The sequence below is a fragment of the Devosia litorisediminis genome (genome assembly GCF_018334155.1).
Lineage (GTDB): Bacteria > Pseudomonadota > Alphaproteobacteria > Rhizobiales > Devosiaceae > Devosia > Devosia litorisediminis.
The window spans coordinates 310,833-336,485 of record NZ_JAGXTP010000001.1; the positions used below are offsets into that span (position 1 = coordinate 310,833).

Below are 25,653 nucleotides of genomic sequence, written 5' to 3' on the forward strand. Positions count from 1 at the left end.
ACCGATCGCGATGGGCACGGAGGACGCGCCCGACCGGTGTCATCAGACAAACTGGGAGGACTACATGTTTCATCTGTCTAAATTGGCAGCGACCGCGCTTGTTGCTGCATCCTTGATGGTTTCGACCGCCAGCGCCCAGACGGTGCTGCGCTCGTCGGATACCCATCCTGATGGCTATCCAACCGTTGAAGCGGTCAAGTATTTTGGCGAGAAGCTCAGCGAGCTGACCGATGGTCGCTATGCTGTTGAAGTGTTCCACTCCGCTCAGCTGGGCGAAGAAAAGGACACCATCGAACAGACGCAGTTCGGTGTAATCGACCTGAACCGTATCTCGATCGGCGCGTTCGGCACGCAGGTGCCCGCTGCAACCGTGACGCAGCTGCCTTACATCTTCCGTTCGGCTGACCACTTCCACGCCGTGCTCGATGGCCCGATCGGTGATGAAATCCTGGCCGCGTTTGACGCTGTGGATCTCAAGGCCCTGGCCTATTACGACGGCGGCGCCCGCTCGTTCTACAATAGCGGCAAGCCCATCAACTCGCCTGCCGATCTTGAAGGCATGAAGCTGCGCGTGATGGGTTCGGATATCTTCGTGGACATGGTTGCGGCCCTGGGCGGCAACGCCACGCCAATGCCCTATGGCGAAGTATATTCGGGCATTCAGACCGGCGTTATCGACGGCGCTGAAAACAACTATCCCAGCTATGATACCGCTGGTCACTCTGAAGTTGCCAAGTACTACTCGCTGGACGAACACCTGATGGTGCCAGAAGTGCTGGTGATGTCCAAGATGGTCTGGGATGGCCTGTCGGCCGAAGATCAGGCTGCCGTAATGGAAGCGGCCAAGGCATCGGTCGGCAAGCAGCGCGAGCTGTGGGCTGCCAAGGAAGTTGAATCCAAGGCCATCGTTGAAGCTGGCGGCGCCATCATCAACGAAGTCGACAAGGCCCCCTTCATCGCTGCGATGGACTCGGTCTACGAAAAGCATGTGACCGATCCTGCCCTGCAGGACCTGGTGGCACGCATCAAGGCAACCGAATAGCAAATCTGTCGGGCTGGCGCTTTGGCGCCGGCCCGATCTGTCTGTGTCTAGCCTTGGGAGGCTCTCTTGAAAGTCTGGCTGCTGTCCGTTAGCCGCGTGCTTGGACGCATATCGACCCTGGCGTTATGGCTTGCCGGTATTGGCCTTGTCGCCATGACCGCCGTGGTGGCCTTCCAGGTCTATATGCGTTTTGTCGTCAACTCGTCCCCGGCATGGACCGAGGGTGGCGCTATCATGATCATGAGTTGGTTCATCTTCCTTGGGGCCGCTGTGGGCGTGCGCGAGAAGTTCCATATGGGCTTTGACGTGCTGCTCTATGTGCTGCCTGACAGCGCCTTGCCCTGGCTGCGCGGTATCAGCGATGTGTTCATCTTCATTTTTGCGGCTGGCATGGTGGTCTACGGTTCGGAGCTGGCGATCCGTTTCTGGTCCACGACCATTCCCGTGCTGGGCCTGCCTACCTCCTTCACCTATTTCCCGATCATCGTATCGGGCGGGCTGATGTGCCTGTTCATCATTGAGCGCATGGCGTTGCGTTTGTCGGGCGAGCCCGTGGATACCGCCAGCCCGAACGAAATCACCGAGGTCTGACGGTTTCATGGAATATTTCATCCTGTTTGGCGTGTTCCTCACGCTGATGATCATCGGTACCCCGATTGCCTTCTGCCTGGGTATATCGAGCTTTGCGACCGTGGCTTATCTGGGCCTGCCACCTGTAGTGGTGTTCCAGCGGCTCAATTCGGGCGTCTCGCTGTTCACGCTGATGGCGATCCCATTCTTCATTTTCGCGGGCGATCTGATGATGCGCGGCGGCATTGCTTCGCGGATCATCGCCTTTGCCGGGTCGCTGATCGGGCATGTGCGTGGCGGTCTGGGCCAGGTCAACATTCTGGCCTCGACGCTGTTTGGCGGCATTTCCGGTTCCGCTGTTGCTGAGGCGGCTGCTGTGGGTGGCATCATGGTGCCGCAGATGAAGGCGCGCGGTTATGGCGCCGATTATGCGGTGAACGTGACCTCGATGGCCGCGCTGATCGCGCTGCTGCTGCCGCCCAGCCACAACATGATCATCTATTCGATCTCGGGCGGTGGCCGCATTTCGATTGCCGACCTGTTCACCGCCGGCGTCATTCCCGGCCTGCTGCTGGCCGTTGCGCTGATGATCACGGCCTATGTGGTTGCCCGCAAGCGCGGCTATCCGACCGAGCCATTCCCCGGCTTTTCCAAGGTAGGGCAGTATCTGGTTGTGGCGGTGCCCGGCCTGATGCTGATTGCCATCATCTTTGGCGGCGTGCGTTCGGGCATTTTCACGGCGACGGAAAGCTCGTGCATTGCCGTGCTCTATGCGCTGCTGGTGACGCTGCTGGTCTACCGCTCGATGAGCTGGAGCGAGTTCGTCCATTCCACGCTCGGTGCGGTCAAGACCACCGCGATGGTGTTGTTCATCATCGGCTCGGCGGCTGCCTTTGGCTGGTTGATGGCCTATCTCAAGATCGCGACCATCATGATTGATTTCATGGGCAGCATTTCGGACGACCCGCTGGTGATCCTGCTGTTGGTCAACGTGCTGCTGCTGGTGCTGGGCACCTTCATGGACATGGGGCCGCTGATCATCATTACCACGCCGATCTTCCTGCCGGTGGTATCCTCATTTGGTGTTGATCCCGTGCATTTCGGGGTGATCATGGTGCTCAATCTGGGTATTGGCTTGAACACACCGCCATTGGGGCCGGTGCAATTCGTGGCCGCGGCCGTGGGCAAGATATCGATCTGGGAGGCCATGCGTTCGATCTGGCCGTTCTACGGCGCCGGTATCGTGGTGCTGGGTCTGGTGACCTATATCCCCGCCCTGTCACTCTGGCTGCCGGCCCTGTTCAGGGGGAACTGATGAGCCTGAATGATGAAATGCTGGCGCAGGGCAGGAAACCCAAACTGGCCGATCTGGTCATTGGGACCCTGCGCAAGCGGATCAGCGAAGGCGAGTATGAGGCGGGCGGCAAGCTGCCCACCGAAAGCCAGATGACCTCGATTTTCGGGGTCAGCCGGACGGTTGTGCGCGAAGCCATTGCGGCGCTGGCGGCGGATGGTCTGGTGCAGTCGCGCCAGGGCGCCGGGGTGTTCGTGATGGCCAATGCGGCCAGTGCTTTTTCGGCTATCGGCGCGGAAAGCTCGAACAAGATCTCGGTAGCGCTCAATGTGCTTGAAGTGCGCATGGGTATCGAGATCGAGTCTGCAGGGCTTGCTGCCCTGCGGCGCAGCTCAAGCCAGGACGCGGCGATTCAGGAAGCCTGGAACGAGTTCGAACGGCAATTGAAGCTGGGAACGCCCACCGGCAAGACTGACTTTGCGTTCCACCGGGCGATTGCAGCGGCGACCAACAACCCGTTTTACATCGAAGTGCTCGACGGTCTGGGTGGCCGGACCATTCCCTGCGACGTGGCATCGCCATGGGGAACCGAGAGCGTTTTGACGATTGAATATCAAAAGGGATTGCAGCGGGAACATCTCGCTATTCTCAAGGCCATCTCGGCGCAGGATGCCGAGGGGGCACGCGAAGCGATGCGGCAACATCTCTGGCTGAGCCAAGAGCGCTATCGCCAGCGGTTGCGTGAACAATAGACAGGAAGCAGGACAAGACATGAGCACCGATTTCGATATCCGTTTCGCCATTGACCCGGTGAGTGCGAGCACGATGAACACCGAGGAACTGCGCGAAAATTTCCTGATCGATGATCTGTTCAGCCTGGGCAATGTGAACTGGACCTACACCCATTACGACCGCATGGCCGTGGGTAGCGCGATGCCTGGTGGCAGCGCGTTGCAGCTTGAGGTGATCAAGCCAACCGGCACGGCCAATTTCCTGGATCGGCGCGAGATGATTGCCGCCAATATCGGTGGCGCGGGCAGTATAACGGTTGATGGCGTCGAGCACGCTGTTGGCACCAAGGACATGCTCTATGTCGGCATGGGCAACAAGGATGTGCGCTTTGCCTCCAATAGTGCGGATGCGCCGGCAAAGTTCTATCTGGTGAGTGCGCCAGCCCATGTCAGCCACCCCACCAAGCTGATCCGTCAGGGCGATGCCAAGCGCATTGATCTGGGCAGCAAGGAAGCGGCCAATGAGCGGAGTATTTTCCAGTTCGTGAATGCCGACAGCGTCAAGACCTGCCAATTGGTGGTGGGGCTGACCAGCTTTGCACCGGGCTCGGTGTGGAACACCATGCCGGCCCATGTTCATGACCGCCGCATGGAAGCTTATCTGTATTTCGAACTCGATCCCGATGCTGTCGTGGTCCACCTGATGGGTGAACCCGACGAGACGCGGCATCTAATGGTGCGCAATGAGCAGGCGATCATTTCGCCGCCATGGTCGATCCATTCGGGTGCCGGTACCGGTTCGTACACCTTCATCTGGGCGATGGCTGGCGACAATATCGACTACACCGATGTCGAGAAGGTCGGGATGGACGAACTGCTGTGATCGATCTTTCTGCATTCAGTCTTGAGGGCAAGACCGTGATGGTGACCGGTGCCAATACTGGCATCGGACAAGGCATTGCGGTCAGCATTGGCCGGGCCGGGGGGCGGGTGATCGGCGTCGGTCGTTCGAGCATGGACGAGACCGCAGCGCTGTTGACCGAGATTGGCGCCGCGTTTGTCGGCGTCAAGGCAGACCTGGGCTCGACCCAAGCGGCCCAGGCGATGTTTGACGCGGTCTGGGCGGAGCATGGTCCGATCGACGGGCTGGTCAATAATGCCGGGATCATCAAGCGGGCCGATGCGGTGGATTTCACCGAAGCGGACTGGGACGAGGTGATGGACATCAATCTCAAGTCGATGTTCTTCCTGTGCCAGTCGCTGGGCAAGAAGGCGCTTGAGGCTGGCCGTGGTGCACAGATCGTCAATATTTCGTCGATGTTGAGCTTTCAGGGGGGCATTCGGGTCGCCAGCTATACCGCTTCAAAGAGCGGTGTGCTGGGGATAACCCGACTGCTGGCCAATGAGTGGGCGGCAAAGGGCATCAACGTGAACTCGATTGCTCCGGGCTATATCGAAACCAATAATACCGAGGCCTTGCGGGCTGATCCCGACCGGTCTGCTTCCATTCTCGGACGCATTCCTGTGGGGCGTTGGGGCGTGCCTTCCGACATTGGCGATGCGGCAGTGTTCCTGTTGTCGCGTGCTTCCAACTATATGCACGGCGCCGTCATCCCGGTGGATGGCGGCTGGCTGGCGAGGTAATTTAATGAGTGAACAGCAGTTTTTTGCACAGCCCGAAACGAGCGAATGGATTGAACTGGCCCCTGGAAATCGGCGACGCGTGCTGATCCATACGCCGGAGCTGATGCAGGTGGAATTCGGCTTCGACAAGGGTGGCATTGGCGCGCCGCATAGTCATCCGCATATTCAGGTGAGCTATGTTGCCGAAGGCACTTTCGAAGTGACCATTGACGGCAAGACGGAGACGGTGGGCACTGGTGGCAGCTTTATCGTGCCAACCGGACTGGTGCACAGCGTGGTGGCGCTGGAAGCCGGACGACTGGTGGATGTATTCACCCCGATGCGGCAGGATTTCGTCTAGCCTGAGTGGCGGCGCTTTCGGGCGCCGTCATTGCGATGCGCCCAGTTCGGCCAGCATGGCGGCATAGGCGCTGCTGTGATCGATATTCCGGTTCGACTCGCCGGGCTTGGTCAATGTTCCGCGGCGTGGCGGGATATAGCTATAGATGCGCCGTTCAGGTTGTTCGCGCCATTGCAGGTTGAAGGCGGCATAGCGCGGAAAGAACTGCATGTCGTGATAGGGCAGGTGGTCGTGGATCCACCATGCCATCGCTTCCCAGTCGCCGGTGCGCTCGTAATAAGGCACGAAGCGATTGATGATGATGCAGGCGGTGGCGCCCATATGGCCAGCGGCGTCGCGCCGGTCCCAGATGTGGCCGGCATAGTTGGCTTCGTTGCGGCTGCAATTGAGTTTGTTGGCGTTGCCGAACTGATTGAGGGCGCAGGAGCGGTAGGACGAGCGGATCGAGATGCGGCCAAAGCGGGCCTGTAGCGGTTCAAGCAGGTTCTGACACAGAGCGGTGCCGGCAGCGATGGCAAGGTCGGGATCGTCGGGAATATTGGGAATGGCGTGGATGGCGGCGATTTCCGAATAAAGAAAATCGCGCAGGTAGAAGCTCTCCGACAGGCGGACGCGGCCGAGCTCTTCGAGACCCTTGACGCTTTGCGGTTGTCGCATGATGAGCTCCGGCTCTGGACGCGGGCATGGTGATCTATACCTTAGCGCCTGCGAACCCGGTTTTTACCGTAAGGACACAGATGCTCATCGTCATTTTCTATATCGCCATTACCGTTGAAGCGATGACCGCCGCGCTGGCTGCCGGGCGCCGCCAGATGGACTGGTTTGGCGTGTGTGTGCTGGCTTGCGTGACAGCTCTGGGGGGCGGATCGGCGCGCGATATCATTTTGGGGCATTACCCCCTGACCTGGGTGGGTAATCCGTGGCTGCTGGTACTGGCCTGCGGGGCGGCCCTGTTCACCATCGGCATCGCGCGGGTGGTGCATCGGCTGCGCTGGCCGTTCCTGTTGCTCGATGCGCTGGGGCTGGTGGTGTTTTCGATCATTGGCTGCAATGTGGCACTGGAGATGGGACAGCACCCGGTGATCGTGATTGTGGCGGGCATGCTGACCGGCATTGTCGGCGGCATTCTGCGCGACGTGTTGTGCAATGACATCCCGCTGGTGTTCAGCGGCGAGCTCTACGCCACCGTGTCGGCGCTGACCGGGATCATCTATTTCGGTGGGCTGATGCTGGAACTGCCGCAGGATCTGGTGATCATCGGCGCCATGACAGTCGGGTTCGGGCTGCGCGTTGCCGCCATCGTGTTCAAGTGGGAAATGCCCCGCTTCGTCTATGACAAGGATTTGCGATGAGACTGTCGCAGGTCCAAGCCGGGGCTCATTTCGGGTGACTGGCAAATAAGACTTTTCCGCCCTGCCGCCTTGTGGCAAGGCACTACCATACAAGTATATGGAGCATTCTCGTGCGACAGACGTGGCGTTGGTTCGGGCCCAAAGATCTTTGCAGCATTGATGACATCACCCAGGTGGGCGCCGAAGGCGTGGTCAGCGCGCTGCACCATGTGCCCAACGGGGTGGTCTGGACGCCCGAAGAGATTGCCAAGCGACACAGCGAGATCGCCACGCGCAAGGATGGCACCGCCTCGGGGCTGACCTGGGATGTGGTGGAGAGTCTGCCGGTATCGGAAGATATCAAAAAGCAGAAGAATGACTGGCGCGGTCACATTGAGAACTACAAGGTCTCGATGCAGAACCTGGCGGCGAGCGGCGTCGAGGTGATCTGCTACAATTTCATGCCCGTGCTGGACTGGACCCGGACTGATCTGCGCTGGAACGTGCCCAATGGCGGGTCGTGCATGCGGTTCGACATCAACGACTTTGCGGCATTCGACATTCATATCCTGGAGCGCGACGGCGCTGGGGCCGACTATACCAATGCCATTGCCGACGAGGCCGGGCGGCGTGCTGCAGCACTGGACGAGGCGGGCAAGAAGCAATTGGCGCGCAATGTGACCATGGGGCTGCCGGGCTCGACGGAATCGATGACGCTGGACGATGTGCGGGCGCATCTGGCGGAATATGCAGGGATCAGCCGGGAGCGACTGCAGGCCAATTTTGTCGACTTCCTCGAAGCTGTGGTGCCGATGGCCGAGGATCTGGGATTGCGGCTGTGCTGCCATCCCGATGATCCACCGTTCTCGCTGCTGGGTCTGCCCCGTGTGATGTCAACCGAGGCCGATTACAGCTACATCATGGATGCGGTCGAAAGCCCCGCCAACGGCATGACGCTGTGTTCGGGCTCGCTGGGCGCGCGGCCAGACAATGATCTGCCCGGCATGATGGAGAGGCTTGGCGACAAGGTACATTTCCTGCACCTGCGCAACGTCAAGCGCGACAATTCCGAAGTGGTTGGCTCGTTCTTCGAAGCCGAGCATCTGGGTGGGGACACCGATATGGTGGCGCTGATCGCCGCGGTGGTACGCGAGGAGGCCCGTCGCAAGGCTGCTGGTCGCAAGGACCATTCCATCCCCATGCGGCCCGATCACGGTCAGGACATTCTTGACGATCTGGGGCGTCGCTCGCAGCCGGGCTATCCCACGATTGGCCGAATGAAGGGGCTGGCCGAGTTGCGCGGTGTCATGAAGGCATTGGAATACCAACAGGCGACCAGCTAAACACAAGCTTTCCCGCTTAGTTTCAGGTTCCGAACCAAACTTTACGACTTCTCAAAGGGTTCAGCGCACTCTGTAGTGATCTGTGGCGCGAGGCGCATTGTGATTACTACGGTATTTCAGGGGCTGGTGAACTGGTTCATCCCCCAACACATGGCGGACGATCTGCACACGCGCAAGCGCGTGCAGATGTTCATCATCAGCCATATATTCGGACCGATCATCGCGACGCCGATCCCGCTCTTCCTGTGGAGCGCTGATCCGCAGCCATGGCCGCATGTGCTGGTCCTGGCGCTGTCGATCTATGGTTTCTGGCCATTTCTGGCGCTGGTAAAGCTGTTTCCGCGCGCTTACACGCCGCTGGCCATGGCCTCGGTGCTGAACCTGTCATTCGCCATTCTGTGGGGCACCTATAATTACGGCGGCACCAGCTCGCCGTTCCTGGTGTGGTTCGTGCTGACGCCGCTGCTGGCGTTCATGTATCTGGGATCGACCTGGACGGCGCGAATATTCGTTCTGGCGCAGATCACGCTGGGTCTGGCGTCCCTGTACGGCTTCTATCTGTTTGGCGATTTCCCCGAGCACATCCCGGTCAATGACATGGTGGTGGCGGGTCTGCTATCGGCGCTGGGCGCCAACATCTATGTGTTCATGATGGCGGCCTATTACTCGAGCGTGGTGGATAGCCAGTCCGAGTTGATCAAGGAAATTGACCGTCACCAGTACACCCTCAAGGCGCTGACCAGCGCCAAGGACGATGCCGAGCGCGCCAATGGCGCCAAATCCGACTTCCTGGCCAAGATGAGCCACGAGCTGCGGACCCCGCTCAACGCGGTGCTGGGCTATTCGGAAATCCTGCTCGAAGATGCCGAACTGGACGGGCGTGGCGAACAAATCGCGGATTTGCAGAAAATCAGTGCCGCCGGCAAGCACTTGCTGGCCATGGTCAATGACATTCTCGATATCTCCAAGATCGAAGCAGGCAAGATGGCCCTGCATATCGAGACGGTTGATCTGGGCAAGCTGATCGATGAGGTAGAGGCCACAGGACGCCCGCTGGCAGCCAAGAATACCAACAGCTTTGTGGTGGAGCGTGGCAAGGATCTGGGCATGATGCGGGCCGACGCAACCAAGCTGCGTCAGGCCATTTTCAACCTGCTCTCGAATGCCGCCAAGTTCACCCAGAACGGCACTATTACGCTGTCGGCCAAGCGCACAGGGGACTGGGTCGATATTGCAGTGATCGACACCGGTATCGGCATATCGCGCGAACAGCAGCAGGCACTTTTCTCCAATTTCAGTCAGGCCAGTTCCAAGATTGCTGCGGTCTATGGTGGCACCGGGCTGGGGCTGTCGCTGAGCCAGAACCTGTGCCGATTGATGGGGGGACAGATCGAGATCGAAAGTGAACTGGGTGCGGGCAGTCGCTTCACCATTCACCTTCCCGCCCAGGTCGACCAGACCATGCCCTTGCCCACCGAGATGCCGATCGTGCCGCTGACAACGCGGGCTGACGATGACTTCCTCAACGACGCCGAGGACGACGCTGTCAAGCGCAAGGTCGGTCATGCCGGCATGAACGGGCACTCCAACGACCATGACAAGCGCGAGCGCGTGCTGGTGGTCGACGATGACCGCAATTTCCTGGAACTGGCCGAGCGCCTGTTTATCCGTGAGAATTACACGCCGATCTGCTCGGATGCGCCCCAATCGGCGCTGCAGATTGCGCGAACCGTCAAGCCTTCGGCGATTTTTCTCGACATACTGATGCCTGGGTTTGATGGTTGGGACGTACTGGCGGCTCTGAAGTCCGACCCGGTCACGGCCGATATTCCAGTGTTCATGATTTCCATTCTGGCCGAGCGCAGCAAAGCGCTGGCGGCCGGAGCGGACGGTATTGTGATGAAGCCGTTTGATGCGGCGAAGGTGAAGGCAGCGCTGGCCGCGCTCCGATCAACGCGTGGCCGGAACAGAGCTGCCAATGTATAGGATGGATAGCTAAGATGGCCCTGGTGCTCATCGTTGAAGACAACCCCGTCAATCGGGATGTACTGGGTCGCCGCCTTGAGCGACGCGGTTTTTCCATTCGCTTTGCCGAGGATGGCCCCAGTGGGATCGATGCGGCCAAGTCGCTGATGCCCGACGTGATCCTGATGGATATCGGGCTGGGTGAAATGGATGGCTGCGAGGCCACCAGGCGCATCCGCGCTGATCCAGAGACTGCGGCGCTGCCCATTATCGCCCTGACTGCCAGTGCGTTTGAATCCGATCGCGCTAAGGCGCTGGCTGCCGGATGTATTGACTTTGATACCAAGCCGGTGGATTTGCCGCGCCTGCTGGGCAAGATGGCCGCCGTGCTGGGGCCAAAGATGCCGGCTGCGGCAATGGTCTAGCGCCACTGCCCACTTTCAGACGGTGACCCTGATACCAAAAAGCCCCCGGCCAAGGCCGGGGGCTTTTGTATTTGGAGCGGGGAGTGCCTAGCTGGCAATCGCCATGCGGTTGGCATTAAGCGTTTCGCGCAGCCGCATGAAGTCGAGCGGCTTCTGGTGAATGTGGGGCTGTTGCAGCCCCATCAGTTCAGCGCTGCGCTGGACCATAAGCAGGGTTTGATCATCCTGTCCGCTGACGATGACAATCTTGCCCTGGTAGCGATGCTCGGCGAGCAGGCGAAACAGCTCGATGGCATCGACATGGGGCATGGAAATATCGACCGCCATAACGTCTGGCCGCAATGCTGCGACCAGATTGATGACGCCACGGGAATCCGAGGTGGCAAAGGCTTCGTAGCCGCAGCGCTCCGCTACCCGCACGATCAGTTCGGCTGAGGCGACATCATCGTCGACTGCGAGCAGCCTCAATGGTTGAGCCATTCTTGCCTCCACTACGCCGCAGCGCTTGAGCTGGCGGTTGCCGGGCGCGTTGCGTCCTGCTGGCCTTCATGGCCCAGACGATATTCAAGGTCTGCATCGCGCATGGCCTTGGCCAGGATCTTGACGACCTGATCGATGTCTTCCTGGGTGTGGGACGCCATGACCTGGAAGCGGAAACGGGCGCCGCCCTGCGGCACAGCCGGGTATTCGACCAGGTTGGCAATGCCCCCCAGCGCCATCAGATGACGCGAGGCGAAACGGCCGACGCCTTCCAGCCCGAGGCGAACTGGCACGATAGGCGATGGGTCGCCCAGTGTTTCCAGACCTGCACGCGTCAGCTCGGCGCGCAGATAGAGAATGTTGTCCATCAGCTTGCGACGCAGGGTCCGGCCTTCCTCGGAGCGCACAATGTTCAGTGCGGTGAGTACTGTCGCGGCCTGAACGGGCGAGAGTGCGTTGGAGAAGGTGTGGGTGGCGCTGTAATATTTCAGATATTCAGCGGCCGCGCGCGTCTTGACGGCGATGAAACCGCCATTGGAGCCGAAGGTCTTGGAGAAGCTGCCGATGATGATGTCGGCGCTGTCCATGGCGTTCTGCAGGCCGAGATGGCCCAGGCCATCATCACCGATCGAACCCAGATCGTGGGCGCAATCGACCAGCAGGGTTGCTCCGTACTGATCGCACAGGGCGCGCATGGCAGCCAGGTCCGGTGTATCGGAGTGCATGGAGAACAGGCTCTCGGTGACCACCAGAATGCCGTTCTGCTGATCGGTGTTACGAATGCGTTCAAGCTTGCGTGCCAGGGCGTCGAGGTTGAGGTGTCCGTGGTAGTGAATGTTCTGTGTGGCTGCCTTGGCGCCTTCCTGCAGGCAGGAATGGGCGAGAATGTCGAGAATGACATGGTCATTGCCGCGCACAAAGCCCTGCACCGAACCATAGCCAGCGGACCAGCCGGTCGGGTAGAGCACGATTTCACGCCCGCCCAGGAAGGATGAGAGGCCCTGTTCGAGCAGCAGCGAGTTGGCTGTGTTGCCCAGCAGCGCTGCAGAGCCCGCGCTATGCACACCATATTCGCCGATGGCGTCGATGGCGGCCTGCTTGATGGCTGGGTGCGAGGACAGGCTCAGATAATCCTGACTGGCGAAATTGATGCCCGAGAAACTGGTGCCGGCATCGCTCTTGGCCTCGCAACGCGCCTGAGGTGCTGTTGAGGTTGAGCGGGCATATGGCCACAGATCATGGCTGCGGCGCAGGTCCTGCCAATCATAGAAGCCCGTTACACGCTCCATCAGATCTGCACCTTCTGGCGCCCGGAAATCACGCAGGCTGCCCGCCAAAGCGGCTTCTGGAACTGACTTGAAATCTTTAGACATCGACGCTCTCCACGTAGACCTTTCTGGTCCTTCTGGAGGCCAAACTACTTTGGCTACTTGAAAAGCAGCTTAATCGTTGCGGTATATTTTGTATGACCGAACGCGGTGCAATTTTGCTTACGTTGAATGGTAAATACGATTTGAATACTTCGTAACTGGACGGTTGGACTCACGCAAAATTAAGTGCTGCCGGTCCATTCTAGGCTCATGAACACTCAGTCTGGGTCCGGCCTGCTTTCCCTGGTCAACGGGTTTGTCGACCGCGCCATTGGTGCGGCAGACCTGCCCACGGCGGTGCGCCAGAAGCTGCTGCGCCAACAATTGAACTCGGTCAGCAAGATGACACCGGCCATGCTGGCGAGCACGGTCGTGGTCTCGGTGGTGTTTCTGCTGCTGACCTGGGGGACCGCCCGGTTCTGGCCGATGGCTGTCACGCTGGCCGCAATCAATATGCTGCAATTGCACGCAAGCTATCTGGCGTGGAGCAACCCCAATCTGAGCCTTGAGAGCAAGCCACATAAATCGGTGGTGCGCACAGTGCTTTATGCGCTGCTGCTGGGCACGTTGTGGGGTGTGGTGTTCAACATCATCCCGGTCGATCTCAATTCAACGGTGCGCGGCGCGGCCACGATTGGTGCGGGTGGCCTGTTGTGTATCTCGATGATGGCGCTGGTTAATTATCCCCAAGCGCTTGCGGCCTTTACGATCCCGCTGATCGTGGGTGCACTGGGCACGGTAGTGGGTATGGATACCACGCCTGATGTCTGGGTGCAGGGTGTGCTGCTGATGGCGTTTACTTCCATCATGGTGGGCATCACCTTCAACCATGCCTCGGCCTTTGTGGCTCATCGCGCATCTGAAGCGCTGCTGCTGGAAAAGCGCGAGATCATCGGGTTGCTGCTGCGCGAGTTCGAGCAGGCGGCTTCGGACTGGGTATGGGGCTTTGATGCAGACGGCTCCATCAACCGGCTTTCGAGTGGCTTCACCACAGCAACAGGCGTGGATGAGGACGATCTGGTGGGCGCTGATTTCGTGCATTTCATGCAGTGCATCACGCCGCCCAACGATACGCTGGTGGCGCAGCTTGAACGCGACGTAAGTGATCGCAAGACATTTCAGGATATCGAGTTGCGGGTCACCGCCGCAGGCGTTGAGTGCTGGTGGGCGCTGACAGGCAAGCCAGCCTTTGACGACGCCGGAGTCTATCTGGGTTATATTGGCACCGGTTCTGACGTTACCGCCCGCAAGCTGGCGGAGCGGCGGATCACCATGCTGGCGCATCATGATCCGATGACCGGCTTGCTCAACCGGAACAAGTTTACCGAACAGCTCAATAGCTGTGTCGCCCGCCTGGAGCGCTACGGCGCGCCGTTCACCGTGATGTTCCTTGATCTGGACCAATTCAAATCGGTCAATGACAGTCGCGGGCATATGGTTGGCGACCGACTGCTGGTAGAGGTGGCCAAGCGGATCGATGCGCTGGTGCATGAGCCCGATCTGACGGCCCGGTTGGGCGGTGATGAATTTGCGATCATCCTGCCCAATAGTGGCGATAGCGAAATGGTAGCTCGGCTGGCTGATCGCCTGATCGCCGAGATCAAGCGCCCTTTCATCATCGAAGGTGAAGAGGTTGTCATCGGCATGAGCGTGGGCATTGCCATGGCGCCGTTGAGCGGCACGCGCCCAGACCAGATCTTGCGCAATGCCGATCTGGCGCTCTATCGGGCCAAGGATGACGGTCGCTCGGTCTATCGCTTCTTTGAAAGCCAGATGGACAGTGACGCCCGTGAACGGCGCCTGCTGGAAGTGGAACTGCGCGACGCTATCGGCAATCGTGAACTGGTCCTGTACTACCAGCCGCTGGTTTCGGCCGAGAGCGAAGAACCGGTAGGCTTTGAGGCGCTGATCCGCTGGAACCATCCGATCCGCGGGCTGGTGCCGCCGGTGGAGTTCATCCCGGTGGCTGAGCACTCGAACCTGATCGTCGACATTGGCGACTGGACTATCGAGCAGGCCTGTATGGCGGCGTCGACCTGGCCGGAGCATCTGACCGTGGCGGTGAACCTGTCGGCCAAGCATTTCCGGCGATCAGACATTACGCAGGTGGTGCAGAAAGCGCTGGCCATGTCGGGTCTGGCACCCAAGCGGCTGGAGATCGAAATCACCGAGGGTCTGCTAATGGAAGACCCAGAAGAGGTTGTGGCCAAGCTTGGTGAATTGCGCGCACTGGGCGTCAGCATCGCCATGGACGACTTTGGCACCGGCTATTCAAGCCTGAACTATCTGCTGAAATTCCCCTTCGACAAGATCAAGATCGACCGCTCGTTCGTCAACGCCTCGAGCGGCGACGAAGTGGCACGCGATATCCTCAAGGCGATTGCTTCGCTCGGGCGCACGCTCAAGCTCAAGATCACCGCAGAGGGCGTTGAGACACGCGAGCAGGCAAGCTTCCTGACAGAGATAGCCTGCGATCAGTTGCAGGGCTTCTTCTTTGCCCGGCCGCTGGACCCGGTCGAGTTGCCCCACTATCTGCTGACCCGCTTCCCCGGGCGCGCCGAAGCGGTGACCTCCGAAGCACAAGCGCGGCTGGCAGCCATCGCCAGCTAGTCTTCGAGCAGATAGCCACCCGCGCGGGCAGGCAGGATTTCGTCGCCGACAATCTTGGCAATGGTGGCGCCGCGCCTGACGTATTTGGCGGTGACCATTGAGAGCACAAACCCGTCGGTGCCGGCCAGAATGGGTTGGCGTGCCATAAAGGCCTCGGGCCCATCCATGGCGATGAGATCGGCGATGGGCTGGCCCTTCTTGACGCGGTCGCCCAGCTCCACCCGATAGGCGAGCAGGCCCGGTGCCTCGGCACGCAGGACTTCGGTTGCCTCGAATGGGGTCGGAGCGGGTGCTGCAGCGGGTGTGGTCCCGGCATCCGCCGCAATCAGGCCGCGCCCGGCGAAAAAGCCGAACAGTCCCGCCGCATCGGCCTGACCAAAGCTGTCAAAACTATCGGCGCGCCCGCGATATTCCAGTGTTGCGGTTTCAGCCGCCGCCGGGATGGGGTGATCCGGATTGGCAAGCTGAGCCTTGCGATAGAGCGATGGGAGCACCTCGTCGAACGAGCCGCCACCGCTGTCCTCGGCGGTCAGGGTGGCCGCAACCCCCATCCAGTCGGCCAGATCCTGCAGTCCGGGCATCAATTCGGGTGAGGTGAAGATGTGCTTGAGGCTGTGATCATCGCAGTGCAGGTCGAGCACGATGTCGGCGGTGGTCGCAGACTTCATGACCAGCAGCCGCAATTGCTGGATGGCCGATGCGGGACGCTGGCTGTCGAGCCAAGCGGCGACGGCGGTGCGGATTGTCTGAATGTTGGCCTTGGGGTCGCTGCCAAGCTTGCCTGCAATGGCGTTGGCTATCTGAGGATAGAGGTCGGGCCAGCGGCGGTTGTAATTGACGCCCGTTTCAATGTCGTAGCGCCCGACGTGGTTGCGCAGGGCATAGGTGGCCAGGCCCAGCGGGTTGACCGAGGGGTAGATGGTGAAATGCGCCCTGAGCTGGCCGGCAGCGTCCGCATCGCGCAGTTTTGGCAGCAGGTGGTGCAGCGCCATGGTGCCGGGCTGTTCGTCAGCGTGCAGCGCGGCCTGGAGGTGTACGCGCGTGGCCGCGTCAGCAGGACCGGCTGTGTACCAATAGAGCGTGGTGGCAGCGCCGGGTGTGTCGCCGCTCAGCGTGGTGGAGTGCAGTTCAAAAGCCATTGGAGTTCTCTAAGGAGTGAGGCTGGCGAGCTTGTCGGCCATGGTCTGCGGTTTGTCGGTACGGGTTGAAAACGCCATGGTGCAGAAAGTGCGCTCGATGCCCATTTCGGTGAGGCGGGCGCAGCAGGCCTCGATCAGCGCACTGACCTGGGCCATCTCGCCCTCGATATTGGTGCCATTGGCATGCATGACATGAACCAGGCCAGAGGCCTCGATAATGGTCTGGATTTCCCGGACATAGGTCGAGACAGAGGGCCCCACACCCATGGGGACGATGCAGAAATCGGCGATAATCTTCATGAGGCTAACGCATCCATTTGGGGGCAAAACGCATGCCGGGGGCGGCCGGCATGTGCCGCATAAGGCGCTTATAGATCAGGCCGAACAGGAAGAAGATGACCAGCGACACAACTAGGAAATAGAGCGCCGCGACCGAGAAATGCAGGAAGGCATTATAATCGCGTTCGAACAATTCCTTGGCTGTGATCATCACATCCTTCTGCATGCCGATGACCGGCAAAGCGAAATAAACAATGGCAGTGGCGTGGAACAGGAACACCACCTCGTTGGTATAGGCAGGCCAGGCCAGCCGGATGAGATTGGGCCAGACGACCTGACGGAATTGCTGGCGCCGGCTCATGCCATAGGCGCAGGCGGCTTCCACCTCGCCGCGCGGCACGGCGCGCAGGGCGCCATAGAATATTTCGGCGGTATAGGCACTGGTGTTGAGCACCAGAACGAGCGGGCCGATGAACAGCGGGTGCAGCACGAACCATGACACACCCAGTGGCTTCCAGACCGCCAGGTTGAACGAGAGCGTGAGCGAATAGATCATGAAGAACTGGATGAAGAGCGGTGAGCCGCGAAAGGCGTAGATATAGCCGCGACTGAGCCGTGAGATCAGCGGATTGTCAGAGGCCTTTCCCAGCGCCAGAAAGATGGCCATCACAAAACCAAGCGGGATGGAGGCGACGGCGAAATAGATGTTGAACACCACGGCGGGCGCAAACAGCACGATTTCCTGGAGGAAGCGCTCCATTATCTGGCCTCGTTGAGAATGCCGCGACCGGCGCGGTTCATGAGTGCACCGAAAGCCTTCTCGGAGACCAGCGTGACCAGAATATAGAAAACGAACAGCACCAGATAATAGCGCCAGCGCCAGTCCTCATGTACCAGACCAACGGTGGGCAGGAAATTCGGCGCGCCCAGGCGATCGGCCCAGAGCACGATGTCAGCGATCTGCAGCAGTGAGAGCAGCGAGGTTGCCTTGACGATCAGCATCCAGACATTGGACAGGCCGGGCAGGGCGTAAACCCACATCTGGCGGATATGGACGCGCCACATTACCTGGGCCAGGGACATGCCATAGGCGCGAGCGGCTTCCAGCTGGCCTTTGGGCACTGCGCGCATGGCGCCGTGAATGACATTGGTGGCGAAGGCGCCATAGACGATGCCCAGCGAGACCGAGGCCAGGATCAGATATTCAGGGGTGCCCAGAAACCAGTTGGCTTCCTTGCAGGGCGGCCAGGCCGCTGATTGCAGAGCGATTGCCTCGGGGGAGCAGACCTGTGTGGCCAGAAACCACTCAACGGCCTGTTCGAAGGCGAGCGGGAAGAACAGAAAGAACAAGACGTCGGGGACGCCGCGGACGATGGATGAGTAGGTCGAACCGATCAGGCGCAGGGGCCAGAACCGCGAATTCTTCAGGGTCGCGCCGATCAGGCCGAAGACCACGGCGAGCGTGCCGCCAAAGAGTGCTGCAAAAATGGTGAACTGAAAGCTGGCGTACCAGGTCAGATGCTTGCCGTTGGTGAGATAGTCCAGCCAGAAGGCGATGTCGTCGCTCATGGGCTGATCCAGCGGGGCATGGAAGGGGGCATGGATGGGCTTTCAGAAAATCCGGGGTGGGTGTTGAGCCCACCCCGGCAAGTGCTTTAGTCGGCGAAGTACGGGCCACGGCCCTCGAACCACTTGGCGATCAGTTCGTCGACGGTGCCGTCCTTCTTGAGGGCGGTCAGGGCGTCGTCAAACTTGCCCTTGAGGTCAGCTTCGTCCTTGCGGATGCCGCCACCAACGCCGCTGCCGATCATCACGTCTTCGCCCACGAATTCGAAAGCGCCGCCGGATGCTGCAACGACGGGCTCAAGATAGGCGCCGTCGGCCAGGATGGTGTCGAGATTGCCAGCGCCCAGATCAGCCATGGCCTGATCGGCGGTGCCGAAGGAGACGATGGTATTGTTGGCGCCGAGGTTTTCTTCGGCATAGGCAGCCTGGATAGTGCCGCCCTGAACGCCAACGCGCTTGCCTTCAAGTGCGCTGGGATCAATGCCCGCGCCGGCTGCCGCGATGTACAGCGACGGATCGGGCGGGAAGTAGTTCTGGGTGAAGTCGATGGTTTCCAGACGTTCTTCGGTAATCGACATACCGGCCATGATCACGTCGTAGTTGCCAGCGAGCAGGTTGGGGATGATGGAGTCCCAATCGTTGATGATGAACTCGCAGGAAAGTTCGGCCTGTTCGCAGATGGCATTGCCCAGGTCGATTTCGAAGCCAGCGGGTGCGCCGCTATCATCGAGGAAGTTCCAGGGGGCATAGGCACCCTCGGTGGCAATGCGCACCGTTTCCTGTGCCTGGGCAGTCGTGCCGAGCGCCAGAAGCGCGGCGGCTGTGAGAATGAGCTTCTTCATCTTGTTTCTCCGTTGAATGTTGCTCTGCGTGTGCCCGTTGACCGGGACTTGTCGCCTAGTCGTGGTTGGCGGCATTGAGAAATTGTTTGAGGCGGGCGGATTTGGTGGCGCTGAAGACCTCGTCGGGGGTGCCTTGCTCTTCAATGGCGCCCTTGTGCAGGAAGATCACGCGATCCGAGACGGATCGGGCAAATTCCATGTCGTGGGTGACCAGCACCATGGTGCGGCCTTCGTCAGCCAGCACCTTGATGACGCGCAGCACCTCGACTTCGAGTTCGGGATCGAGTGCCGAGGTCGGTTCATCAAACAGCATGACGCGCGGATTGATGCACAGGGCGCGCGCGATCGCGGCGCGTTGCTGCTGGCCGCCGGAAAGTTGTGCGGGATAGGCGTCGGCTTTGGCACCAATGCCGACCTTGTCGAGCATGGCGCGAGCCTCGGTCTCGACCTCGTCGCGCGCGCGCTTCTGGACGATCAACGGCGCTTCCATGACGTTTTCGAGAATGGTCAGATGGGCCCACAGATTAAAGCTCTGGAACACCATGCCCAGCTCGGAACGAATGCGACGGATCTGTTGCTCGTCGGCAATCTGGCGATGCGGATGGGTGCCGCGCAGCTTGATCTCTTCGCCGTCAATGCTGACCACGCCACTGTCGGGTATTTCGAGCATGTTGATACAGCGCAGAAGAGTCGACTTGCCTGAACCGGACGAGCCGATCAGCGACACGACTTCGCCCTCATTGGCAGTGAACGAAATACCCTTGAGCACTTCAAGCGTGCCGAAGGATTTGTGCAGATCGCGGATCGCCACAACTGGCAATTTGTCCGCAACTACAGCGGTAGCTTGCGCCATTTTCACCCAATAGCCTGCATAGCGCAGACGTTTCCTGACCGGCGGTTGCCTTATTGAGACTGGCAATCTTGACCGCCCTCAACAAAAACAGAAGCGGGGCAGATAGCAAGCGCGAATTCGCCGTGGCAGGGCGGTGATCGGTATTGTATCGCATGACAATGGCGTCAACGGACGGGCAGGCGATGTTCTTTGTGGTTTCAAAATTGTTCTGGCTGGTCGCACAACCGATCAGTATCTGCGCCCTGTTGGTGCTGGCGGGCGGTGTGCTGGTGGCATGGCGCCGCGTCCGATGGGGGCTGACGCTTGGCGGGCTCGGGCTGAGCGTTCTGGTGGTGAGTGGATATACCACACTGGGCGCCTTGCTGATCGGACCGCTGGAAAACCGCTTCGAGCGCCCCGCGCAAATGCCGGTTTCGGTATCGACCATCATCGTGCTGGGTGGTTCTACGGTGGGGCGCGTGAGCGGTGCGCGCGGCGTTTCAGAACTCAACGAAGCAGGCGATCGTCTGGTCGCGGCAGTCTATCTGGCTCAGACCTATCCGGCGGCCAGAATTGTGCTGAGCGGTGGCACGGGCCTGCTGACGCAGGGTGTCGAGGCCGAGGCGGTGACGTCGGCGCGATTGCTGGCGGATCTTGGGGTGCCGGCCGATCGGTTGGTGCTTGAGACGGCGTCCCGCAACACGATTGAAAACGCCGATCTGACCCGCGTCATGCTGGGCGAGGTGAATGGGGCAATCATGCTGGTGACCTCGGCCTTTCATATGCCGCGCTCGGTGGCGCTGTTTGAGAAAGCTGGGCTGGAAGTAATTGCTTGGCCAACGGACTATCGCAGCACCGGCGCGGAGGGCTTTGGCCTGGACCTGGCCAACCCGGTGTACAATTTTTCCAATACCAGCGTGGCGATCCGGGAGTGGGTCGGCTTGCTGGTTTACGCGGCGACCGGCCGGATCGACACAGTTTTCCCCGGTCCATCGGTCTCACCTACCACATAAGGTTCGGCCCCGCCGATGGGCGAGGCCGAAACAGGGTGTCAGGATGGTCTGTGGCTAAGTGCGGCGAATGAAACCAATGACCAGCGAGATGACCAGGAACGCCAGAAAAAGAAAGAACAGGATCTGGGCGATACCGGCGGACGCGCCGGCAATACCACCGAAGCCCAAGATGCCGGCGACCAGTGCGATCACCAGAAAGACGAGTGCATAGTACAGCATGAAAAGCTCCTCTGAATACGTGTTGGTTTTACAACGGACGAGGGGTTTTCAGGTTCCGTATAACAGCAAAAAGGGCCGGAAAACCGGCCCTTCTATTAATGCGTTGGGGTTGGTGTCAGGCTGCGGCGCGTGAGCCCTCATCAAAGAACAGCGCCTGGCTGATCAGTGCCTTGACCATGTCCGGGTTGAACGGCTTGGTGACCAGGAAGGTTGGCTCTGGCCGCTCGCCGGTCAGCAGGCGTTCCGGGAAGGCGGTGATGAAAATCACCGGCACCGCATGGGTGTTGAGAATGTCGTTGACCGCATCAATGCCAGAGCTGCCATCGGCGAGCTGAATATCGGCCAGGATCATGCGTGGCTGATGCTTGGCGAACAGGTTGACTGCTTCCTTGTGGGTGCGTGCAACGCAGACGACCTTGTGTCCAAGGCTTTCAACCAGCTGTTCAATGTCCATGGCGATCAGTGGCTCATCTTCGATGATCATGATCTCGGTGGCGACCTGGCGCGAGATTTCGACGGATGCTTCATCGATGAGCTTGGCGAAATCGTCTTCGCTCACATCGAGAATTTCGGCGGCCTGCGGGTGGGTGAAGCCTTCAACGGCGACCAGCAGGAAGGCCTGACGTGGGCGGGGCGACAGATTGGCCAGATTGCTGGCGGCACGCTGTTCCCAAGCATAGCTGGAAATGGGCTCTGGCACCTGCACCGCTGAAGAAGAAAACAGTGCGGAAAACAGTTTATAAAGCGCGATGCGATCATTGCTGGCTTCGGGAAAAAGCGAAATGTCGGCGATCAGTGCTTCAAGGGTGGCGGCGACGTAGGCATCGCCGGAGGTTTGCGACCCGGTTACCGCCCGGGAAAATCGCCGCAGGTAAGGCAGGTGCGGCGCGATCCGCGTGGACAAAGACATATATCAAACTCCCAGTGACGCTTTAGGCTCGTGCTTCCACGAATTTACACAACGGGGCGGCAAAACAAAAGTTCCGGCCCTTGCGGAACTTTTTTGAATGTGGCGCATTGATCAAGCAAATCTAACGATTCAACCGATCTGACGGTCGCGGTAGGCATGGAAAAGGACAAACTTTTGACCCAGCAACGTATGCGGACGCAGGCGGCGCGGGCAGATGATGGGCTGGGTCCGAATACGGATATCGGCAATCGTCTGCGGGCGCTTTATGGAGCTGTTCAGGACGAAGGTGTTCCTGATCAGCTTCTCGACCTGCTCGAAAAACTCGATAGCGCTGAGCAGAACCAGGCAGCCAAAGCCAATTCTTCCAGAGACGGAGAGTAACGGCATGACCGCCGAACCGACGTCTTTCAAGCGCGAAATGCTTGCGACATTGCCCAGCCTGCGCGCTTTCGCCGTGTCGCTGACAGGCAAGCACGACAAGGCCGACGATCTGGTGCAGGACACCGTGATGAAGGCCTGGGCGAAGCAGACCAGCTTTGAAATGGGCACCAATATCAAGGCTTGGCTCTTCACTATTCTGCGCAATGAATTCTACAGCCAGATGCGCAAGCGGGGCCGTGAAGTCCAGGATAGCGATGGCGCGTTTACAGAGCGGCTTTCGGTGCATCCAGCTCAATACGGCTCGATGGACATGCAGGACTTCAAAAAGGCGCTGAGCCAGTTGCCTGACGATCAGCGCGAAGCGGTGATCCTGATTGGTGCCTCGGGCTTCTCCTATGAGGAAGCTGCGGAGATCTGTGATTGCGCTGTGGGCACAATGAAGAGCCGGGTCAGCCGGGCCCGGACGCGCCTGCAGGACATTCTCAAGATTGTCGGGGAGTCAGACTATGGTCCCGATGCCGTTTCGGCGCAGGTTACGACACACAATCACTCGTTCTAGGGAGCCGGGCAATTGCCTGGGCCACGGAGCGGCGGAAATCTTCCTCGATCATCGGTTTGATGATTACGGGAATATCAGGAAAGTCCGGATGGCCATCGATCAATGCGCTATCGGATGAATTGAGAACCACAGGCGTTCCAGACTGCAGCAGGCCGGTGAGCAATTCATCGGTCTGCGCGCAATTGCGAACACACTCGATGATCGCCAGATCGATTGAGGGCCAATCTGGCTTGAATCGATTGGCTTCAGCAGCAGAGCGAGCCAGCAGCAATTGACCTGCGGACAGGTCTTCCAGCATGGCTTGAATATCGAATGCGATTAGAAACTCTGCCTCGACGATGAGGACAGTCTGGCCGCTGAGCATGTCTTCTTTCACCATCTAAAAATGATTGAATGGACCGCGAAGGCGCTATTGTCATTTAAATATGACATGTGGGGAACGGACCGGGCTCGGCCGCGTTGGGTTAAGCAATGTCTTTTACTCAGCGTCCGGGTGCAGATTGAATCTCGTTCTTCCCACCTCAGGACGGCGCGTTCCTTGCGAACAGTGCCCGCTGCGCGCCATGCCGGGGTTTCGCTCTTTTGCGGCTAACGAGCTGCAATTCATATCAAGCTTCAAGACTGGCGAGCTAGTTGCGGAGACCGGCGCGACGCTGCTGTCGGAGGGCGCGCACAGTTCGCACCTTTATACGCTGCTGTCGGGCTGGGCCTTTCGCTACAAGGTGCTCGCCGATGGGCGTCGGCAGATTCTGAATTATATGTTGCCCGGCGATCTGATCGGGCTGCAAGGGTCGATTATTGGCGAGATGGAGCACTCCGTCGAGGCGCTGTCGACCTCGGTGCTGTGCGTGTTTCAGCGTGATCGGCTCAGTGAACTGTTCCGCAATCATCCGGGCCTGGGGTTCGATATTACCTGGCTGGCAGCGCGCGAAGAGCGGATGCTCGATGATCATCTACTCAGCCTGGGGCGGCGCACGGCGATGGAGCGCGCCGCCTATCTGCTGGCATTCCTGCACCAGCGAGCGGTATCGGTCGGCCTGGTGTCGGACAAGAACCTGTTCATCCCCATCACTCAGCAGCATGTCGCCGACACGCTGGGCCTGTCCATCGTTCATACCAACAAGACCCTGCGCAAGCTTGCCGAACGCGGCTTGATCCAGTGGCTGGATCGCTCCTGCGAGGTCATTGATGTTCAAGGGCTGATGGCGCTGGCTGAATGGGAGGGGCTGCCCGAGGGCGGTCGACCGTTGATATGAAGCGGGGGCGAGCCTCAAAGCTGACACCGGTGTGCTGCACTGCAAAAGGGCGGTATGGTTCTGCCGCAATACAACAATGGTAATGAGCATCCCCGACAGCATGACGAAACGAGTTATCGAACGCGCGAAGCGCCCGCGGATAACCCAGCGGCTGGCTGTGCTGGTGTCGTTGACGCTTGTCGTATTGGCCGTCGTTGCCTCATTGGTGTTGATGCAGGGTATCGAGCGCCAGATCGACGACATGACGCGGACCTATGAGGTGCGCAACCAGGCGCGTGAGCTTACCCTGGCCTTGACCGATGCCGAGAGCAGTCAGCTTGGCTACATGTTGACCGAAGAAAAGCGTTATCTCGAATCCTATCGTAGGGCCTCGGCCGCCATTGAAACGCGCATGGGTTCATTGGCTGCTGTGGTCAGCAATGATGCAGCTCAAGCGTCCAGGGTGCAGTCGATCGTGGATGATATTCGCCTCCGAGCCGATGGCCTGGCGCAGGTGATGACGCTGGTGGCAGGGCAACGGCTTGATGAAGCGAGAGCGCTGCTGACCAGCGGATCGAGCGAGCGGCCGATGGAGCCGGTGCGCCTGGCACTTGAGCAGTTCATCGGCGAAGAAAACCAGAAACTGCTCGATCGTAACTGGAGCATTGATGCCTCTCGGCGCTGGCTGGTTGGCGCCATCATCGCGGCGCTCGTTGGCGCGGTCGTGCTGGCCTATGTGCTGTTCGTGCGGGCGCAGCGTGAAGTGCGCTTATTGGCGCATAACCGCAGCCTGTTGCAGAGCGAAAAGGAAGTGTTGGAGGCCCATGTCCGCGAGCGGACCCAAGCGGTCGAAGAGGCACGAGCGCATGCAGAGCGAGAGCGTGAGCGTGTAGAGACGCTGTTGCAGGACACCAGTCACCGGATTGGCAATTCACTGGCGACGGTGTCGTCGCTGCTTGGCCTTCAATTGATGCGCAGCAAGTCCGATGAGGTCAAGCAGGCGCTCGAAGCGGCACGGTCGCGGGTGCATGCCATTGCCTCGGCACACCGTCGGCTGCGGCTGGGTGAGGATCTGGAAACCGCCAGCGCCGACGAATTTCTCGATGCGGTGCTGCAGGATCTTTCGACAACGGTTTCCGATGCCAAGGGCGTTAAATTGACCGGCGAGGTGGATGCGATTGTCATCAGTGCGCGCGATTCCACTACGATCGGGATTCTGGTGGGCGAGCTTGTAACCAATGCCCTCAAGCATGCGTTTCCTGAAGAGCATGGCGGCAACATCTTGGTGCAGCTCAAACGCGACGGGGATGGCGTTCCAATCCTGTCGGTGACCGACGACGGCGTTGGGATGGCTGCCGATAGCCAGCCGGGAGAAGGCGGGCTGGGCTCCGTGATCGTCAAGCAGTTGGCGCATCAGTTCGGTGGCGTTCCCGAATATCAGCGTCCGCCGACCGGTGGCCTGAGAGTTGTCGTGCCGCTACCCGGGATTGAGAACCAGCAGGCCGGGGCCTAATCTAACAGAGTGGAGCAGTG

Annotated in this window: 29 protein-coding genes; 17 read left to right on the forward strand and 12 right to left on the reverse strand. The window is 59.7% G+C overall.

Annotation, left to right across the window (positions count from 1 at the left end):
• The first annotated feature begins 64 nt into the window (after positions 1–64).
• The 7 genes from KD146_RS01460 to KD146_RS01490 all read left to right on the forward strand — a co-directional run bounded on the left by KD146_RS01460 (position 65) and on the right by KD146_RS01490 (position 5,621).
• Positions 65–1,042: a TRAP transporter substrate-binding protein gene (locus KD146_RS01460; RefSeq protein ID WP_212656983.1), complete on the forward strand. Its 978-nt coding sequence runs from the start codon at positions 65–67 to the stop codon at positions 1,040–1,042.
• 66 nt (positions 1,043–1,108) lie between these two features.
• Entirely contained in the window at positions 1,109–1,633 is a 525-nt protein-coding gene (locus tag KD146_RS01465) for a TRAP transporter small permease (protein WP_249327549.1), read from the forward strand.
• A 7-nt stretch (positions 1,634–1,640) separates the two neighbouring features.
• Entirely contained in the window at positions 1,641–2,927 is a 1,287-nt protein-coding gene (locus tag KD146_RS01470) for a TRAP transporter large permease (protein ID WP_212656984.1), read from the forward strand.
• The gene (locus KD146_RS01475; protein ID WP_212656985.1) at positions 2,927–3,658 is read left to right on the forward strand and encodes a FadR/GntR family transcriptional regulator; all 732 of its coding nucleotides are present in this window, start codon (positions 2,927–2,929) and stop codon (positions 3,656–3,658) included. The genes KD146_RS01470 and KD146_RS01475 overlap by 1 nt, the downstream gene beginning before the upstream one ends.
• A gap of 19 nt (positions 3,659–3,677) precedes the next feature.
• Complete coding sequence (kduI, locus tag KD146_RS01480) at positions 3,678–4,520, forward strand: 5-dehydro-4-deoxy-D-glucuronate isomerase (RefSeq protein ID WP_212656987.1); 843 nt, start codon at positions 3,678–3,680, stop codon at positions 4,518–4,520.
• Between the two features lie 38 nt (positions 4,521–4,558).
• Positions 4,559–5,281, forward strand: coding sequence for a 2-dehydro-3-deoxy-D-gluconate 5-dehydrogenase KduD (gene kduD, locus KD146_RS01485; protein ID WP_249327691.1), 723 nt, complete (start codon positions 4,559–4,561; stop codon positions 5,279–5,281).
• 4 nt (positions 5,282–5,285) lie between these two features.
• Positions 5,286–5,621: a cupin domain-containing protein gene (locus KD146_RS01490; RefSeq protein ID WP_212656989.1), complete on the forward strand. Its 336-nt coding sequence runs from the start codon at positions 5,286–5,288 to the stop codon at positions 5,619–5,621.
• A gap of 27 nt (positions 5,622–5,648) precedes the next feature.
• Here KD146_RS01490 and KD146_RS01495 read toward each other — a convergent pair whose 3' ends face one another.
• On the reverse strand, positions 5,649–6,278 hold the full coding sequence (locus KD146_RS01495) for a hypothetical protein (RefSeq protein ID WP_212656990.1): 630 nt from the start codon (positions 6,276–6,278) through the stop codon (positions 5,649–5,651).
• An 80-nt stretch (positions 6,279–6,358) separates the two neighbouring features.
• On the opposite strand from KD146_RS01495, the gene KD146_RS01500 reads away from it, so the two are divergent.
• From KD146_RS01500 to KD146_RS01515, 4 genes are all read left to right on the forward strand, one after another.
• Positions 6,359–6,973, forward strand: a complete 615-nt coding sequence (locus KD146_RS01500) for a trimeric intracellular cation channel family protein (RefSeq protein ID WP_212656992.1) — start codon at positions 6,359–6,361, stop codon at positions 6,971–6,973.
• A 110-nt stretch (positions 6,974–7,083) separates the two neighbouring features.
• Entirely contained in the window at positions 7,084–8,295 is a 1,212-nt protein-coding gene (gene uxuA / locus KD146_RS01505) for a mannonate dehydratase (protein WP_212656993.1), read from the forward strand.
• A 99-nt stretch (positions 8,296–8,394) separates the two neighbouring features.
• Positions 8,395–10,281 carry an ATP-binding protein gene (locus tag KD146_RS18135; RefSeq protein WP_212656994.1) on the forward strand — a complete coding sequence of 629 codons (1,887 nt, stop codon included), beginning with the start codon at positions 8,395–8,397 and terminating at the stop codon, positions 10,279–10,281.
• Positions 10,282–10,295: 14 nt separating this feature from the next.
• Complete coding sequence (locus KD146_RS01515; protein ID WP_212656995.1) at positions 10,296–10,685, forward strand: response regulator; 390 nt, start codon at positions 10,296–10,298, stop codon at positions 10,683–10,685.
• An 87-nt stretch (positions 10,686–10,772) separates the two neighbouring features.
• Here KD146_RS01515 and KD146_RS01520 read toward each other — a convergent pair whose 3' ends face one another.
• Positions 10,773–11,165: a response regulator gene (locus KD146_RS01520; protein ID WP_212656996.1), complete on the reverse strand. Its 393-nt coding sequence runs from the start codon at positions 11,163–11,165 to the stop codon at positions 10,773–10,775.
• A gap of 11 nt (positions 11,166–11,176) precedes the next feature.
• Positions 11,177–12,538, reverse strand: a complete 1,362-nt coding sequence (locus tag KD146_RS01525) for an aminotransferase class I/II-fold pyridoxal phosphate-dependent enzyme (RefSeq protein ID WP_212656997.1) — start codon at positions 12,536–12,538, stop codon at positions 11,177–11,179.
• A 207-nt stretch (positions 12,539–12,745) separates the two neighbouring features.
• Between KD146_RS01525 and KD146_RS01530 the strand changes: the two genes are divergently transcribed.
• A complete protein-coding gene (locus tag KD146_RS01530; RefSeq protein WP_212656998.1) occupies positions 12,746–15,145 on the forward strand; it encodes a putative bifunctional diguanylate cyclase/phosphodiesterase in 2,400 nt (799 codons plus the stop codon).
• Here the strand turns inward: KD146_RS01530 and KD146_RS01535 are convergent.
• The 6 genes from KD146_RS01535 to KD146_RS01560 all read right to left on the reverse strand — a co-directional run bounded on the left by KD146_RS01535 (position 15,142) and on the right by KD146_RS01560 (position 19,824).
• Positions 15,142–16,284 (reverse strand): succinylglutamate desuccinylase/aspartoacylase family protein, encoded by a 1,143-nt coding sequence (locus tag KD146_RS01535; RefSeq protein ID WP_212656999.1) that lies wholly within the window; start codon positions 16,282–16,284, stop codon positions 15,142–15,144. The two genes, KD146_RS01530 and KD146_RS01535, sit on opposite strands and share 4 nt — an antisense overlap.
• A 9-nt stretch (positions 16,285–16,293) precedes the next feature.
• Entirely contained in the window at positions 16,294–16,584 is a 291-nt protein-coding gene (locus KD146_RS01540) for an MTH1187 family thiamine-binding protein (protein ID WP_212657000.1), read from the reverse strand.
• 4 nt (positions 16,585–16,588) lie between these two features.
• Positions 16,589–17,323 carry an ABC transporter permease gene (locus KD146_RS01545; protein WP_212657001.1) on the reverse strand — a complete coding sequence of 245 codons (735 nt, stop codon included), beginning with the start codon at positions 17,321–17,323 and terminating at the stop codon, positions 16,589–16,591.
• The gene (locus tag KD146_RS01550) at positions 17,323–18,132 is read right to left on the reverse strand and encodes an ABC transporter permease subunit (protein WP_212657002.1); all 810 of its coding nucleotides are present in this window, start codon (positions 18,130–18,132) and stop codon (positions 17,323–17,325) included. Before KD146_RS01550 ends, KD146_RS01545 begins: the two co-directional genes overlap by 1 nt.
• 86 nt (positions 18,133–18,218) lie before the next feature.
• Positions 18,219–18,971, reverse strand: coding sequence for a transporter substrate-binding domain-containing protein (locus tag KD146_RS01555; protein WP_212657003.1), 753 nt, complete (start codon positions 18,969–18,971; stop codon positions 18,219–18,221).
• A 55-nt stretch (positions 18,972–19,026) separates the two neighbouring features.
• Positions 19,027–19,824: an ABC transporter ATP-binding protein gene (locus KD146_RS01560; protein ID WP_212657004.1), complete on the reverse strand. Its 798-nt coding sequence runs from the start codon at positions 19,822–19,824 to the stop codon at positions 19,027–19,029.
• 152 nt (positions 19,825–19,976) lie between these two features.
• On the opposite strand from KD146_RS01560, the gene KD146_RS01565 reads away from it, so the two are divergent.
• Complete coding sequence (locus KD146_RS01565; protein WP_249327693.1) at positions 19,977–20,816, forward strand: YdcF family protein; 840 nt, start codon at positions 19,977–19,979, stop codon at positions 20,814–20,816.
• Positions 20,817–20,870: 54 nt separating this feature from the next.
• On the opposite strand, the gene KD146_RS01570 is transcribed toward KD146_RS01565, so the two are convergent.
• Positions 20,871–21,035, reverse strand: a complete 165-nt coding sequence (locus KD146_RS01570; protein ID WP_212657005.1) for a DUF1328 domain-containing protein — start codon at positions 21,033–21,035, stop codon at positions 20,871–20,873.
• Positions 21,036–21,150: 115 nt separating this feature from the next.
• On the reverse strand, positions 21,151–21,945 hold the full coding sequence (locus KD146_RS01575) for a response regulator (RefSeq protein WP_212657006.1): 795 nt from the start codon (positions 21,943–21,945) through the stop codon (positions 21,151–21,153).
• A 156-nt stretch (positions 21,946–22,101) separates the two neighbouring features.
• On the opposite strand from KD146_RS01575, the gene KD146_RS01580 reads away from it, so the two are divergent.
• Entirely contained in the window at positions 22,102–22,326 is a 225-nt protein-coding gene (locus KD146_RS01580) for a NepR family anti-sigma factor (protein ID WP_269371097.1), read from the forward strand.
• 4 nt (positions 22,327–22,330) lie between these two features.
• On the forward strand, positions 22,331–22,885 hold the full coding sequence (locus tag KD146_RS01585) for an RNA polymerase sigma factor (RefSeq protein ID WP_212657007.1): 555 nt from the start codon (positions 22,331–22,333) through the stop codon (positions 22,883–22,885).
• Here KD146_RS01585 and KD146_RS01590 read toward each other — a convergent pair.
• Positions 22,860–23,264 (reverse strand): response regulator, encoded by a 405-nt coding sequence (locus KD146_RS01590; RefSeq protein WP_212657008.1) that lies wholly within the window; start codon positions 23,262–23,264, stop codon positions 22,860–22,862. The two genes, KD146_RS01585 and KD146_RS01590, sit on opposite strands and share 26 nt — an antisense overlap.
• A 184-nt stretch (positions 23,265–23,448) precedes the next feature.
• On the opposite strand from KD146_RS01590, the gene KD146_RS01595 reads away from it, so the two are divergent.
• Complete coding sequence (locus KD146_RS01595; RefSeq protein WP_249327550.1) at positions 23,449–24,141, forward strand: Crp/Fnr family transcriptional regulator; 693 nt, start codon at positions 23,449–23,451, stop codon at positions 24,139–24,141.
• 100 nt (positions 24,142–24,241) lie between these two features.
• Entirely contained in the window at positions 24,242–25,633 is a 1,392-nt protein-coding gene (locus KD146_RS01600) for a sensor histidine kinase (protein WP_212657009.1), read from the forward strand.
• Positions 25,634–25,653 lie beyond the last annotated feature (20 nt).